Source organism: Pedobacter zeaxanthinifaciens (assembly GCF_003313335.1).
Classification (GTDB): Bacteria; Bacteroidota; Bacteroidia; order Sphingobacteriales; family Sphingobacteriaceae; genus Pedobacter; species Pedobacter zeaxanthinifaciens.
The window spans coordinates 476,687-491,469 of record NZ_QMHP01000001.1 but is presented as its reverse complement, the minus strand read 5'-3'; the positions used below and the strand labels follow the sequence as shown (position 1 = coordinate 491,469).

Below are 14,783 nucleotides of genomic sequence, written 5' to 3'. Positions count from 1 at the left end.
AAAAACCGCATCAATGTTGATTTGATGCGGTTTTTTTACGAGTTAAATTTCTGCTAGCTGTTACCGAAAAATAAATAGGCTAATCCAATAGCGGTACAAACTCCGGCTAAATCTGCCAACAACATGGTACCTACAGCGTATCTTGTATTTTTTACTGACACGGAACCAAAATAGACTGCAATCACATAAAAAGTAGTATCAGCAGCACCTTGAAATACTCCTGAGAGCTTGCTTGCAAAAGAATCTGGCCCGTAGGCGGTCATAGTATCTACCATCATGCCTCTGGCACCACCACCACTTAACGGTCTAATTAACGCTGTTGGCAATGCTTCAACAAAACGAGTATCGGCACCTAAAAAAGCGAAGAAGTTTTTAATCCCTAAAATTACCACATCGAAAGTTCCGCTGGTGCGTAACATGCTAATAGCAACCAACATGCCTACCAAATATGGAATAATTTTAACAGCTGTTTCAAATCCGCCTTTGGCACCATCAACAAATGCATCAAACACATCAATTTTTTTATAGACACCGCCTAATAAAATGGCTAGCACAATAAACAAAATCACCCCACTGCTTAATGTACCCGAAAACGATGCGATATCCTTTGGATTAAGTGAGGTAATGTACCATACCAATAAGGCAATTACCGTACTTATGCTTAATATCCAACCTAAAATTACTGGCTGCAACAAATTAATTTTTTGTTTTAGCGAAACGATTAGCATAGCGGTTAAAGTACCCACAAAAGTTACTATTAAACACGGAATAAAAATATCAGTAGGATCGCTAGCATTTGAGGAAGCCCTAAGCGCAATTACACTTACCGGAATTAAACTTAAGCCAGCAGCATGCAAGCACAGAAACATAATTTGCGAATTGCTTGCAACCGATTTATTAGGATTGAGCTCCTGCAAACTCTCCATAGCCTTTAAACCAAAAGGAGTAGCGGCATTATCAAGTCCAAGCAAGTTCGCAGAAAAATTCATTACCATGTGGCCTGTAGCTGGATGACCTTTAGGTATTTCCGGAAAAAGGCGGGAGAAAAACGGGCCCACAATTTTAGATAATAAGCGAATACCTCCCGCTTTTTCGGCGATGCTCATTAAGCCCATAAAAAATGCCAATATACCAATTAACTTAAGACACATCTCTACCGCATTCCAGCAGGTTTGTATTACGCCATCAACTTTAGTTAAATTGGTCGGATCATCGGCTTTACCAATTACCATCCAACTAAATATTTCTGTTTGACCAAAAAAGAAACATTTAATTGAAGCTACAACGATTGCTACAATAATAAATGCAGACCAAATTCTACTTAATGCCATTTGCTTGTATTTGTTTGTGCGTTGAATTTAGTGTTTTTGCGGTATTTTATCATAAAGAATGATGATTTTTTCCGTATAAATTTCACTTTTAAACCATTCTAAAAAATTAAGCATCCGTTTTTATACAATTAAATTTCCGTTCTCAAAAGCTACTAATGGTTTTTCATCATTAAGCAAACTAAAGTGAGCTATTTTATTGTAAACAATTTCGCCGTTTAAAATGCAGTTTTTTGCGTTGTAAACAGTGTAAGCATCGCAAAAGCTTAAATCTCCAATATCCTGAATGCTATAAGTTTTATAAGTGCCGTATCCATCTGAATTTGGACATTCATCGTAATTGATTCCTATGCTAACATCAATTCCATTTAAAATTACATGATGAATGAGGATATGAAATATTTGCTTTGTATTTTTTGGAATGGACAAATAATGCGCTATATCCTGTAATGCGTAGTTTTTTTCAGCAATTGAAATTAAACCAGATAGGATAGAAGCGAAGTAATACTGGCGTATTTGTTGTTTCTCGGGATCATGTGGATAACCTCCAGCTTCAATTAAAATAGTAGAAGTGCCAGCGTTTTGAAAGTTATCGCCAAAAGCCCGTGGTTCATATTCATCATCAAATAATCCAATGTGCTGGGGTAGTAGCTCTTTTAAATCTTTGTAGATATCAGCAATTACCAGCATTGCATTTTGGCGCACATTGTTAACCGAAACTGCCTTATCAAAAGCTGGCGCTAAAAATGAGAGCGTGGCAGGCTTCAATATTCCATCAACACTCCATAAAGTAGTTTGATCATGCAGGTTGAACCCAAAATGCGGTTTAAACTCATCCCTAGCTTGTCGTAGGATTTTTGCTTCGGGTGTTACGGTTTGCAAAAAATCCCTATTGATGTCAATTTGTTGAGCGTTCCTTCTTGTAAATACTTCTGCACCATCTGGATTTACCATCGGGATGATGAGCAATTCGCAGTTGTCGCTTAGCAACTTCACCGTCTCGTTTTCTAGCTGCAAAAAGTTAAACAAGTCAAATAAAGCCATTGTTCCCGTAGCTTCGTCGCCATGCATTTGGCTCCAAAGCATCACCTTGGTTTCTCCTTTTCCCCATTTAACGGCATTGATACTTTTTCCTTTCACAGAAATTCCAAGTTGCTCTACTTTAAACGTTGTAGGTAATCGAGTAATTAAAGGAAGGATATGTTTATGTTTGAAAAAACGATTAGTTAGGGTTTTTTCTTCAAAGTTGAAATAATGGTCTAGGATTGATTTGACATTCATTGAGATCGAAATTAAATAAAAATCGTCATTGCGGGTAGAGAATTATCTTTCTTTTTGGAGAGATTGCTTCCCGTTTTGCAATGACGATTTAATATGATAACTGTCAGCTAAAATCTGCTAACTGAAATGACTAAGGTTTCTCATCCGTTAGTTCAAATCCCCAGGTTTTCCCTTTTTCAGTTGCCGGAATGCCGCCAACCATCCAAACTGGAGCTTTTGCACCTTTCAAATAGTAGTCAAAAAACTGCTGCTCACGAATTTGAATATCTTTTCTGTTTTGACGTTGTACCAAGTTGTGTGCTTCGTTATTATAATTCAGTAACCACACTGGCTTGCCTAAACGCCTTAAGCCGGTAAACATTTCAATACCTTGATACCATGGCACTGCACCATCAGCATCGTTTGACATGATTACCACAGGCGTGTTAACCTTCGGTAAATTGAATAACGGCGAATTTTCGATATATAATTCAGGTTTCTCCCATAAAGTAGCTCCAATTCTGCTTTGTGTTTTTTCGTACTGGAATTGGCGGTTCATACCACTTTCCCAACGGATACCACCGTAAGCGGAAGTCATGTTTACCACAGGTGCGCCAGCCCAGGCAGCTGCATACATGTTAGTTGCAGTAATTAGGTGAGCCACTTGGTAGCCACCCCAACTTTGACCTTGAATACCAATTTTAGTGCCATCAACCCAAGCATTTTTCTTTAAATATTCTACACCTGAATTGATAAATTCTTCAGCAGATTTTCCCGGATGTCCAGTTTCGTAGCTGATGTCTGGTGTGAAAACCAAATAGCCATTGCTTACAAAATAAGGAATATTTAAGCGTGACGGCGTAGGAGCCGGTGCCTGATAGCTGTATAAACCTTCAGATAATTTTTCGTAGAAATAAACAATCATCGGGTATTTTTTATTAGGATCAAAATTCTCCGGCTTGTATAAAATTCCTTCTGATTTGTATCCTTTAGGCGTAGTCCATTTTACCAATTCGCTAGTACCCCAGTTGTAATTAGCTTGTTGTGGGTTGGTGTTGCTAATTTTAGTGCTAGTTTTAAAATCCTTAGTTAAGTAAACATCAGGAGAGTTGATGTAACTTCCTTTATCATAAATGTACATCTCTGCGCCATCAGCTTTTACAACAGATGAAAACTTCGCTTTTTCCATTACAATCTGCTCAGGCAATTTGTTATCGTTAATCGCTTTGCGGAAAAAGCCGTTTTCTTTTGTAGTATTATTAAAGGCATCTAATAACAAAACCTCGTTTTTCTTAAAGTACTTATTTTCGTTATTTACGCGGCCAACTCTAGCTCCAAGGCGCTCTTCGCCAATACTCACCCGCTCAACGCGTAAAGTAAAGTTGTTCGAACGGCCAAAACCTATAGTCACGTTTTTTGGTGCCGATTTGCCATCGGGAGAAAATGCCCATACATCGTAACGGTCATAAATCAACACCGATTTGTCGTCCTCTGTCCATCCCGCCATTCCGTAGCTACCAGCATAGTCAGGAACATCATTTTCTTCATCTGCAAATTTAACCGACATGCCATTGTTTAGCCAAGTAACTTTTCCTGTAGCAACCTGATAAGTGTACCAATTGCTGTTTTCTCTGTTGAAATACAGGATATATTGACCGCTAGGGGAAGCCATCACATTACCATTTAAACCTTCGATGATTTTTTTGCGGCTGCCGTTTTTCACATCTACCAAATAATAATCTCTTTTGGTAGCACCTGTCCACTGACTAGCAATACGGTTACCAAAATCTGTAGACGCTAAAACAAATGGCGCATCACCTTCATTTAACATCGTTGCATCAGGTAACTTTGCATCAGTTAATGGTACAATTTTCGGATCAGAGCTAAAAACATCAATGGCAGTCAAGTAGCTTCTGCGTAACTCACGATCTGCATTTTTCAGCTGCACTGTTTGCAGATAGTCGTCTTTGTAGCCCCAAATATCAAGCTTAGCATTTTCAAAATCAACTAACGTAGTATCTTTAGGCAGCTTTACTGGTGCAATGCCGAAGAACAATTTCGTGCCATCTTTGCTAAAATTCAATCTGCCATCTGCACTTACTACAAATTTGTTAGGCATACCGGCAATTTCATTGTCTACCAAAACTTGAGCGGTATCTAAAGTGAGGGAGTTATAATAAATGTTATAGTCTTTGATTTCTTTTTTTTCAGGGTCTGTTTCACCCAAGAAGGCCAAATGGTCACCTTCTTCATCAAAAACAAAACCTTTGAAATTTCCTTTTTCTTTCACCAAAGTCTTTAAAGTCCACTTTTCAGTGTTTAGTAAAAAGACACCAGGTTTAGCAGTAGCATCTTTTTTTGATCCTGTACAAGCAAAGGCTAACAGTTTTCCATCCTCGCTAAAAGCATATTCACTAACATACTTATAAGTTTTTTCAATACCAGTAATCAAGTTTTTAACCACTAAATCAGTGCCTTCTTTGCTTGCAGCATTCCCAGTTGCGGGTTCATCAGCAAAAAAGTCGTTATCATTTTTTTCAGGCATAGCAGATGTAGACCTAGCTTTTTTAGAAGTATCTAGCGGTTTTTCAAATTGATAGGCTATAATTGAAATACCTTTGTTGGGAAATGCAAATGATTTGATTCGGGGCACTTTAGTTATAGCAAGTGAGGTTAAATTCACTATAGCCAAAGTGTCTTTTGTCATTTCATCCGGCTTTTTCTTCTTGATCTTTGCCATTCTAACATCCTTAAACAATGGCTTTATTGCTAATGCAGCAAACTTTGAATCGGGGCTAAAAGTAGCGTTGGATCCTCTGGCTATTTTTAATTTACGATTTGTAGGTGCCGTTTCTTGAAAATAAAGATTACCGTCGCCTTCTTGCACATTGATAATGAAGTTAGCCCAAAGGCCATTGTTAGAGAGTTGTTTGCTACCTACAGATTCCCAAGCATCGTAAACACTGTGGTCCAGCGGTTTTTTTTGAGCAAAAACGGCACTGTTAAGTAGCACAAAAAACAAGATCAGTTTCTTTTGCATGTTATCTTTTATAAATATTTAAGTTTTTGGTTTAAATTGTTCCTAAAAATGCTGATAAAACTAGCTTAAAGCAAATATTAAGGGAAATTTTACAATCTGCTTTTGTGAATGCTACACGTGAATGGATAGGTATAGTGGAATATAGAACTTGCAAGCATTTAATTTCAATTTCCGATCAATCATCTTTTATGAGAAGAATTGGATAATTATCGATAGTAATAAAGTATCGTACAAGATGCTGCCTACAACGCAATGCGGAATTCTTTTAAAAAATTAGCGCATCTATAACAAAAAAAAAGCACCATTTCTGGTGCTTCTAATTATTGTTTTGTTTTGTTGTTGCTATTTTTTCTTCTGATTAGCTTGCTGTTGTTGTTGGCGCATGTAATCTTCTAAACGAGCTTGAAATCCTGATTTCTTTTTCTCAACCTTAGGTTTTGCTTTATTTTCCTGTAAAATGGCGTGTATCTTGGTATCATCAACCATTTTTCTGATGATGAACTGTTGCAAGAAAGTTAACATGTTAGCTAGGAAATAATAGTAGTTTAAGCCTGATGGATAGCTGTTTAACACCCCTAAGAAAATGATTGGCATAATGTAGCCAATGTATTTCATTTGACCTGTAGCACCTGAAATTTGGTTATTAAAGTAAGTGTAAATTAACGTCGAAACAGTCATCAAAATACACATTAAACTCAAGTGATCACCAATAAAAGGAACAGTAAAACCAAACTTAATGAAATCATCATAAGTAGATAAATCTTTCATCCAAAGAAAACTTTCTCCTCTTAATTCAAAAAGGTTAGGGAAGAAGAAGAAGAAAGCCATTACAAATGGTAATTGAAGTAACATTGGCAAACAACCACCAAGCGGATTTACGCCAACTTGTTTATATAACTTCAAATATTCTTGTTGTAAAAGGGTAGGGTTATCTTCACCAACTTTAGCTTTGATTTCATCCATTTCAGGTTTTAACACCCTCATTTTAGCCATAGAAACATACGATTTGTAAGTTAACGGCGACATAGCAAGTTTAAGTAGGATAGTCAATACCAAAATGATTAATCCGTAGCCCCAGTTAAAGCCTTCTAACAGGTTAAATACCGGAAGTACCACAAACCTATTGATGTATTTTAGCGGCCAGTAACCTAAATCTACCTGTTTTTCAATTTCGTGACCTTGCTCTTTTAAAACGCTAAACTTGTTGGTGCCAAAATAAAATTTGAAGCCATAGTTTTGTGTAGGCTGTTGATTAAATGCCAATTGCATATTGGCATTGTACCATTTGATTTTTCCAGGTTCAGCTAATGTTTTGATTTCTAAATCACCTTTTTCGAACGGTGTTGTAGGGATTAAAACTGCAGAAAAGAAGTGTTGCTTGAAAGAAAACCATTCGATTTTTCCTTCAGTCAGTTCTTTTTTCTCGTCTTTATGTAAGTTCAAGTGATCAGGATTTTCTTTTTCATACTTGAAATAAGGTCCAGAATGTTCCTGTTCTTTTTTAGCGTCTTTTTCTTGCTGCAGTAGCGTGGCTTCCCAATTTAAGGAAATGGTGTTACCCTGAACTACCTGATTTAAACCGTTCACATTTACATTGAAATCTACATTGTACCCATTTGCTGGAATGTTGTAGGTAAAATCAATGTACTGATTTTCACTGTAGTTGGCACGCATGGTAGCACCATTAGCGGTTTTTGTAGCAGTGAAATATAAATTGTTGGTATTGAACGGCTTTCCGTTAATATTAAAGTTAAACCCGAACTTGTTTTCACTGCCGTCGAATAAAATCAATGGCTTTTTGCCGTAAGTTTTTTGGTTTTTAATTTCTACCGATTGAATTTTACCACCAAGGTTGCTTAATGTAATTCTTAAATTTTCATTTTCAATTACGGTAGTTTGTTCTGTGCCAGTCATGTTAGCACCAAATGGGCCTTTTAAAGCAGCTGAATCCACCGCTTTAGGTACATTAGCTACTACATTTTGTTGAGTAGCAGCAGGTTTCTTTTTACCTGCATTTTTAATCGAGTCTTGAACTTGTTGTTCTCTTTTTACCTCAGCTTCGGAAGGCCTCATAAAGAACACGCCGCCTGCCAATATGATCATGATCAGGAACAGACCCGTGAAAGTATTTCTATCCATTAGTTGTTATACTGCGTTTTAAATCGTTTTCTTTTTCGCATGCTCCATTGCAGCGGCGACAAATTTAATAAAAAGTGGGTGAGGATTAGCAACTGTTGATTTTAATTCTGGGTGAAATTGTCCACCAACGAAAAATGGATGGTTTTTAAGCTCAACAATTTCCACCAATTTACTCTCTGGATTAATTCCAGAAGCAATCATTCCAGCTTCCTCATATTGTGCTAAGTATTTGTTATTGAACTCATAACGATGGCGGTGGCGCTCAGAAATATGCTGTTTTCCATAAGCAGCAAAAGCTTTTGTGCCTTTTTTAAGATCGCATGGATAAGCGCCCAAACGCATTGTACCACCTTTGGTAGTAATGCTTTTTTGCTCTTCCATCATGTTAATTACTGGATGAGGCGCATTTTCGTCGATTTCGGTAGTGTTAGCATCTTTCAATCCTAAAACATTTCTACCAAACTCAATTACGCAACATTGCATGCCTAAACAAATGCCAAAGAAAGGTACGTTGTTTTCTCTAACATATTTAATGGCATCAATTTTTCCCTCAATACCACGACTACCAAAACCAGGTGCAACTAAAACACCATCTAAGTGGCCCAATTTTTCTTTCACATTATCTGGATAAATGCTTTCAGAAGGAATATATTCCACTCTTACTTTGCATTCATTTTTGGCGCCAGCATGTATAAATGCCTCCGTGATAGATTTATAAGCATCAGGAAGCTCAACGTATTTACCTACTAATCCTAACCTAACTTCGGAAGTAGGATTTTTCAGACGACCTAAGAAATCTTTCCAGCTTTCCATGTCAGGCTCTGCCTTTGTAGGAAGCTTCAATTTGCTTAAAACGGTTTTGTCTAACTGCTCTTTGTACATCAATAACGGTACATCATAAATTGTTGATGCATCCATTGATTCGATTACTGCATTGATGTTTACGTTACAAAATAATGCAATTTTTCTTCTAATGTCCTGACTGATATGGTGTTCTGTTCTGCAGACTAAAATATCTGGCTGGATGCCGTACTCTAATAACGCTTTAACAGAGTGTTGTGTAGGTTTGGTTTTCAACTCGCCAGCGGCAGCTAAAAACGGTACTAAAGTTAAGTGAATTACAATGGCGTTATTGTTACCTTCTTCCCACTTAAATTGACGCACTGCCTCTACAAATGGTAAAGATTCGATATCACCAACTGTACCACCAATTTCAGTAATCACGATGTCGTACTCGCCACTTTCTCCTAAAATACGCATGTTGCGTTTAATCTCATCGGTAATATGTGGAACTACTTGTACTGTTTTTCCTAAAAATTCACCTTGTCGCTCTTTGCTGATTACATTTTGGTAAATACGACCTGTAGTAATATTGTTTGCTTGAGAGGTAGGTACATTCAAAAAGCGTTCGTAATGTCCTAAGTCTAAATCTGTTTCTGCACCGTCTTCAGTAACAAAACACTCGCCGTGCTCATAAGGGTTCAAAGTTCCTGGGTCAATGTTGATATAAGGGTCGAACTTTTGAATGGTTACACGGTAACCTCTGGCTTGTAAAAGTTTAGCTAAAGATGCGGAGATGATGCCCTTACCTAAAGAGGAAGTAACACCGCCCGTAACAAAAATATACTTAGTCATGAATGAATTTTTGGTGCAACAAATACATTTTGTTGCTTTTTGTACGGGATACAAAGGTAAGAAAATATTGCCGTTGTTAGAGGGCTGTTGATAATATATTTTTATCAGTGGCAATACATTGACCTACAAATGATAATATAAATGCAAGGTCTGTTTATAAATAATTCATGGCGGTTGGCTTAAGCCAACCGCCATGAATTATTTAGTTCTAGTTGGTCTAACTTCAATTTTAGAAGGTAATACGTTTGAGTTTAACTTAAGCAAGTCAACAATCATCTGCCCTAAATCTTCAGGCTGTATTTTCCAACCATCGGCATCATTAGGTTGATGTTCATTAAAGTGCGAAGTAACCGAACCCGGCATAATGGTAGTGGTTTTCACGTCATACGCTCTTAAATCTAACATCGCTGCTTGGGTAAATCCTACAACGCCAAACTTTGAGGCATTATAACCGGCACCATTGGCAAAAAAGTTAGTTCCAGCTAAGCTCGCAATAGAAAAGTAATAACCTTTATTTGCTTTTAATTGCTCGACACTCGCTTTTAGCGTATGAAAAACTCCAGTTAAGTTGGTGTCAATCATCGCGTTCCAATCTTCTAAGCTCAACTGATCTATAGGCGCAAATTTTCCTAAGCCTGCGTTGGCAATTACAATATCTAATTTACCAAATTTTGCAACGATTTCTTTAACAGCGTTTTCTTCATCAGTAAAGTGGCGTACATCAGAAGCTAGTGCTAACACGTTTTCACTGCCTAATTCGGCTTTTGCCTTTTCTACATCGGCTAAATTCCTTCCCGAAATAGCAACTTTTAAACCCGCTGCTAAAAGTGATTTTGCAATTCCAAAACCGATACCTTTTGTGCCTCCGGTAATGTAGGCAACTTTATTTTCTATATTCATCATTTTTTAATTAAGTAAAGTCAAAATTGCTGATTGTGTGTCAATCCAGTGTTTTCTAGGTGTCAAATAATAAAATTGAGGAATTAACAATTAACAATTAGCAATTAGATCAGTTAATCACATTTCATTACCCTTCAACTTCATTTTTCAATCTTTTCTCGTCAGTAAGATCAAGTCTTAGTGGGGTGATAGAAACAAAATTATTTTCTATTGCCCATCTATCGCTGTTTTCTTCTGCTGGATCTAATGACTTCACCGAAATCCAGAAATTTCTTCTACCCATCGGGTCTTCGCTTGGGATCACTGTTCCATCATATAAACTAACCGATTGCCTTGTCCATTTGATGGAGATAGGCTGTTGAGGAAAGTTGACGTTGTATAATGCAGGTTCGTCAGTTTTGAATAGCAACTGTAGGCTTTGCTCAACAAAGGGTGCTAAGAGATCAAAATTTGGTTCTGTTTTTCCTACTGGAGTGCTTAACGCTATTCCTTTAACTCCCAATAGCACCGCTTGTTTTGCCGCTGCCAAAGTACCAGAGTGCCACATGGAATTGCCTAAATTTGGTCCCATGTTAATGCCCGACAGCACCACTTGGGTGTCAGGGTAAAGGTGCAAGCCCAAAGCTACACAGTCGGCAGGGGTACCGTTCACTCTAAACGCTTCCATTCCCTCAAAAGTAATGGGTGATTTTTTATAAGTAAGTGGCCTAGAATGCGTAATTGCATGTCCCATGGATGATTGCTCCACATCCGGTGCAACAATTCTTACGGTGCCAAATTTAGATGCGGTTTGTGCTAAAGCGGCTATCCCTGGACTGTAAATGCCATCGTCATTAGTGATTAAAATATTCATGCGCCATATTTTTTGGTGATATCTTAAAAACTATTAGAAGCCTGTTATTGTTGACAAGAAATGAAAATAGATATTTCGCTATGAAAATTGAACCGACTAAAATTGAACTTGTACATAATCCAACTGCTGGTGCAGAAGAACATGAAGCAGAACATCTTACGGAGTTGCTAAAAGCTGCAGGCTACAAAGTATATTATGGCTCGTCGAAAAAAAAGATCCTCAAAAAAGTTGCAGTGGATAGCAGATTGATTGTCGTAGCTGGCGGAGATGGTACCGTAAGAAAGTCGATAATTGCCTTGTTGGATAAGAAGATGAAGTACAAGCGCCCAATTGCGATTTTGCCATTAGGTACGGCAAATAATATCGCTAGTTCTTTAAAAATAGAAGAAAATTTAAAGTTAAATGTTGATGCTTGGAGGAAAGAAAAACTTCAAAAACTAGATGTTGGATTAGCGAAAACTAAAAAAGAAGAGGAATATTTTATCGAATCTTTCGGATTTGGATTATTTCCGGCGTTAGTAAAATGGATGGATGAACAAGCTCGAACTCCCGCTGAAGATCCGGAAGATGAAGTACGTCAAGCACATAATGCGCTCTTGCATTTAAGTAAGCATTATGAAACATTTGAAGCTACATTAGTTAGTGATGGCAAAGAAATTTCAGGCAAGTTCCTCATGCTTGAACTGCTTAACATCTCTCGATTAGGTCCTAAATTAGAATTGGCCAAAAATGCTAATCCTGGTGATGGTAAGTTGGAACTTATTATGGTTAAAGAGAATCAACGCCCGCAACTTATCAAATATTTTGAAGAAATCATTGCTGCGAAGAAGCCTGTTTTTCCGATAAAATCAGTTCCTGTCACTCAGTTAAAGTTATCGGTAACTTGTAAAGATTTGCATGTGGATGACGAGCTGAAGGACGCTAAATTTCATACCTGGGATATTTCAGTATTGCCCAATTTATTTGATGTTGTATTAACTAACTAGCTATGAGGATCAGCATTTATTTATTGGTGTTAGTAGTTTGTTTAAGTGCTTGTAAAAGTGGACCTTTTAGCTTGATTAAACCATCATCGCCGCATGAGCAATATGAAAACAAATTGATTAACGCAGGATTAGATAAAAATGCGATGGGTCAGCGCTGGATTGCCAAATCAAAATCTTTGTTCGATGACGGTAAGCAGATCAAATTGCCTTACAAAGAAATGGGTTACTTTTCCGCAGAGAAAATAGAAGGCGCCGCATTTAACCTAAAATTGGAACGCGGCCAAATGCTTTCGGCAAATCTAAGCGTTCAATCCGTTAATGGCTTTGTAATTTACATGGATATTTGGGAACAAAAGGAAAACGGTGAATTTAAAAAGCTAGCTTTTGCAGATAGTACCGGAGCAAGTTTAAAACTGGAAGCCAAGCGAAGCGGAACCTATTTACTGCGTTTACAGCCAGAACTGTTGGTTTCTGGGTCTTACACCTTAGAAATTAGCGTTGGGCCATCCTTAGCTTTTCCGTTGAAGAATGCCAGCAGAAAGCAGATCCAAAGTTTTTATGGCGTTGGACGGGATAATGGTACACGCAAACATGAGGGCGTTGATATATTTTCGAGTTTTAGAACCCCTGTTTTGGCTGTGGCTGATGGAACGGTTACTAGAGTAAATGAGAATAACTTAGGCGGTAGGGTGGTTTGGTTTAGACCAAAAGGTAAAGACTACACACTTTACTATGCACATTTGGACGAACAAATTGCAGTTGAAGGAAGTGATGTGGCATTAGGAGATACTTTGGGTTTGATGGGCAATACTGGAAATGCTAAAACAACGCCACCACATTTGCATTTTGGACTTTATACTAGTGGTGGAGCAATTGATCCACTTCCGTTTATTGATCCGCTAGTGGCGCCTACGCCGAAAATTAGTAGCGATATCACTAAATTGAATACTACCTTAAGAACTTTAAATAATGTGAAGTTGAACGCTACTGAACAAACAGGAAGTTCAATCAACTTAACACAACATACAGTATTGAGGGTGTTAGCCGCATCAGATAACCAGTATAAAGTAGAATTGCCAGATGGCAGAATTGGTTATGTAAACGCCAAATTATTGACTGATACAAAGCCTTTATCTACTCGTAAAATAGCTGTGGCAGGTCAAAATTTGTATGACAGCCCAAACTTAAATGCAGGTATTAAACAGAGCCTGCCGGCGGGAAAAACGGTGTCTGTATTAGGAAACTTCGATGATTTTCAACTCGTAAGCACTAACGACAATACGATAGGCTGGTTGAGCTTAAAATAATGACTTGTTTTTTGAGGTAGTTGATAGTTTGCAAGTTCCTACCGGGTTAAATTTATTTGGTTATCTTTAGCTATCAAAACCAATTACGATGAAATTTTTTTCTTTACTAGCTGTTGCATTTCTTTTATGCGCTTGCTCTCCCAAAATTAACGCTAACGATAAAAGCCCTGCATCAAAAATTAAAACCGGTGCCGACCAAACAGAACTTTACTTGCCTTTGCTTAAAGGGAAACGAGTGGCTATCATGGCTAATCAAACAACCATTATTGGTAAAACGCACTTGGTGGATAGTTTGCAGAAGCTCGGGATAAACATCGTGAAAGTATTTGGCCCTGAACATGGTTTTAGAGGCAATGCAAGTGCAGGTGCCAGGGTTTCGGACGAGATTGATCAACGTACAGGAATTCCGATCATTTCTTTATACGGAAAGAAGAATAAGCCTAGCAATGAAGATTTGAAAGATGTAGATATTTTAGTATATGATTTACAGGATGTAGGTGTTCGTTTTTACACCAATATCAATGCCTTGTCTCGTTTAATGGAGGCTTGCGAAGCCAATAATAAAACATTGTTGATTTTAGACAGACCTAATCCAAACGGTTATTTGGTTGATGGGCCAATATTAGATATGAAGTACAAATCAGGCATTGGCATGTTCCCAATTCCAATGTCGCATGGATTAACGGTTGCAGAGTTTGCTCAAATGGCAAATGGCGAGGGTTGGCTGACTAACAAGGTTAAGGCAGATTTAAAAATCATTAAAGTTGCAAATTACAACCATGATATGCCTTACACTTTGCCAGTGCCGCCATCACCAAATTTGAATACGCAACAGGCGATTTTGCTTTACCCAAGTGTTTGTATGTTCGAAGGGGTTTATGTGAACCATGGTAGGGGAACATATAATCCGTTTACTGTGTTAGGCAGCCCTGCTTACAAAGGGATTTACAGTTTCAGCTTTACCCCAAAAAGCATTAAAGGCATGGCAGAGAGTCCAATTTTTATGGATGAAGTATGTTACGGTATTGATTTGCGCAATTACGATACAGAGAAATTAAGAAAAAGCAAAAAAATCAACTTCGAGTGGATAAAGGAACTTTACAAAGCACATCCTAAAAAAGAACAATTCTTTGAGTCGAAGTTTAGCAACCAAATGAATAATATTGAAATACAAATTGGTAGAGGCGATTTCAGACAGCAAATAATCGATGATGTTCCTATTGAAACTATAAGGGCAGGATGGGAGCCGGGGTTGAAGGCATATAAAGAAATGAGGAAGAAGTATTTGCTTTATCCTTAACTGCATTTGATGTAATTTAAGGCTTACGAAGTTTT

Annotated in this window: 10 protein-coding genes; 3 read left to right on the top strand and 7 right to left on the bottom strand. The window is 37.7% G+C overall.

The genetic code is table 11. The annotated features are described in order from the left end of the window. Positions 1–53: 53 nt before the first annotated feature. The 7 genes from DUT68_RS02070 to surE all read right to left on the bottom strand — a co-directional run bounded on the left by DUT68_RS02070 (position 54) and on the right by surE (position 11,155). A complete protein-coding gene (locus DUT68_RS02070; RefSeq protein WP_113635268.1) occupies positions 54–1,331 on the bottom strand; it encodes a nucleoside recognition domain-containing protein in 1,278 nt (425 codons plus the stop codon). Between the two features lie 120 nt (positions 1,332–1,451). Next, entirely contained in the window at positions 1,452–2,609 is a 1,158-nt protein-coding gene (locus DUT68_RS02065; protein ID WP_113635266.1) for a M14 family zinc carboxypeptidase, read from the bottom strand. A gap of 130 nt (positions 2,610–2,739) precedes the next feature. Further along, positions 2,740–5,628, bottom strand: coding sequence for a S9 family peptidase (locus DUT68_RS02060; protein WP_113635264.1), 2,889 nt, complete (start codon positions 5,626–5,628; stop codon positions 2,740–2,742). A gap of 342 nt (positions 5,629–5,970) precedes the next feature. Beyond that, a complete protein-coding gene (gene yidC, locus DUT68_RS02055) occupies positions 5,971–7,767 on the bottom strand; it encodes a membrane protein insertase YidC (RefSeq protein WP_113635263.1) in 1,797 nt (598 codons plus the stop codon). 18 nt (positions 7,768–7,785) lie between these two features. Further along, positions 7,786–9,402, bottom strand: coding sequence for a CTP synthase (locus DUT68_RS02050; RefSeq protein WP_113635261.1), 1,617 nt, complete (start codon positions 9,400–9,402; stop codon positions 7,786–7,788). 198 nt (positions 9,403–9,600) lie between these two features. Beyond that, positions 9,601–10,305 carry an SDR family oxidoreductase gene (locus DUT68_RS02045; protein WP_113635260.1) on the bottom strand — a complete coding sequence of 235 codons (705 nt, stop codon included), beginning with the start codon at positions 10,303–10,305 and terminating at the stop codon, positions 9,601–9,603. Between the two features lie 124 nt (positions 10,306–10,429). After that, the gene (gene surE / locus DUT68_RS02040; RefSeq protein WP_113635258.1) at positions 10,430–11,155 is read right to left on the bottom strand and encodes a 5'/3'-nucleotidase SurE; all 726 of its coding nucleotides are present in this window, start codon (positions 11,153–11,155) and stop codon (positions 10,430–10,432) included. Positions 11,156–11,235: 80 nt separating this feature from the next. Here surE and DUT68_RS02035 point away from each other — a divergent pair, with 80 nt between their 5' ends. From DUT68_RS02035 to DUT68_RS02025, 3 genes are all read left to right on the top strand, one after another. Next, positions 11,236–12,141 (top strand): diacylglycerol/lipid kinase family protein, encoded by a 906-nt coding sequence (locus tag DUT68_RS02035; RefSeq protein WP_113635256.1) that lies wholly within the window; start codon positions 11,236–11,238, stop codon positions 12,139–12,141. Positions 12,142–12,143: 2 nt separating this feature from the next. After that, a complete protein-coding gene (locus tag DUT68_RS02030; protein WP_113635254.1) occupies positions 12,144–13,448 on the top strand; it encodes a M23 family metallopeptidase in 1,305 nt (434 codons plus the stop codon). Between the two features lie 88 nt (positions 13,449–13,536). Then, positions 13,537–14,748, top strand: a complete 1,212-nt coding sequence (locus tag DUT68_RS02025) for an exo-beta-N-acetylmuramidase NamZ family protein (RefSeq protein WP_113635253.1) — start codon at positions 13,537–13,539, stop codon at positions 14,746–14,748. Positions 14,749–14,783 lie beyond the last annotated feature (35 nt).

Bases quoted from the DNA above. Each gene is read 5' to 3' on its own strand.
- DUT68_RS02070 (WP_113635268.1), bottom strand. From the start codon at position 1,331: ATGGCATTAAGTAGAATTTGGTCTGCATTTATTATTGTAGCAATCGTT.
- DUT68_RS02065 (WP_113635266.1), bottom strand. From the start codon at position 2,609: ATGAATGTCAAATCAATCCTAGACCATTATTTCAACTTTGAAGAAAAA.
- DUT68_RS02060 (WP_113635264.1), bottom strand. From the start codon at position 5,628: ATGCAAAAGAAACTGATCTTGTTTTTTGTGCTACTTAACAGTGCCGTT.
- yidC (WP_113635263.1), bottom strand. From the start codon at position 7,767: ATGGATAGAAATACTTTCACGGGTCTGTTCCTGATCATGATCATATTG.
- DUT68_RS02050 (WP_113635261.1), bottom strand. From the start codon at position 9,402: ATGACTAAGTATATTTTTGTTACGGGCGGTGTTACTTCCTCTTTAGGT.
- DUT68_RS02045 (WP_113635260.1), bottom strand. From the start codon at position 10,305: ATGATGAATATAGAAAATAAAGTTGCCTACATTACCGGAGGCACAAAA.
- surE (WP_113635258.1), bottom strand. From the start codon at position 11,155: ATGAATATTTTAATCACTAATGACGATGGCATTTACAGTCCAGGGATA.
- DUT68_RS02035 (WP_113635256.1), top strand. From the start codon at position 11,236: ATGAAAATTGAACCGACTAAAATTGAACTTGTACATAATCCAACTGCT.
- DUT68_RS02030 (WP_113635254.1), top strand. From the start codon at position 12,144: ATGAGGATCAGCATTTATTTATTGGTGTTAGTAGTTTGTTTAAGTGCT.
- DUT68_RS02025 (WP_113635253.1), top strand. From the start codon at position 13,537: ATGAAATTTTTTTCTTTACTAGCTGTTGCATTTCTTTTATGCGCTTGC.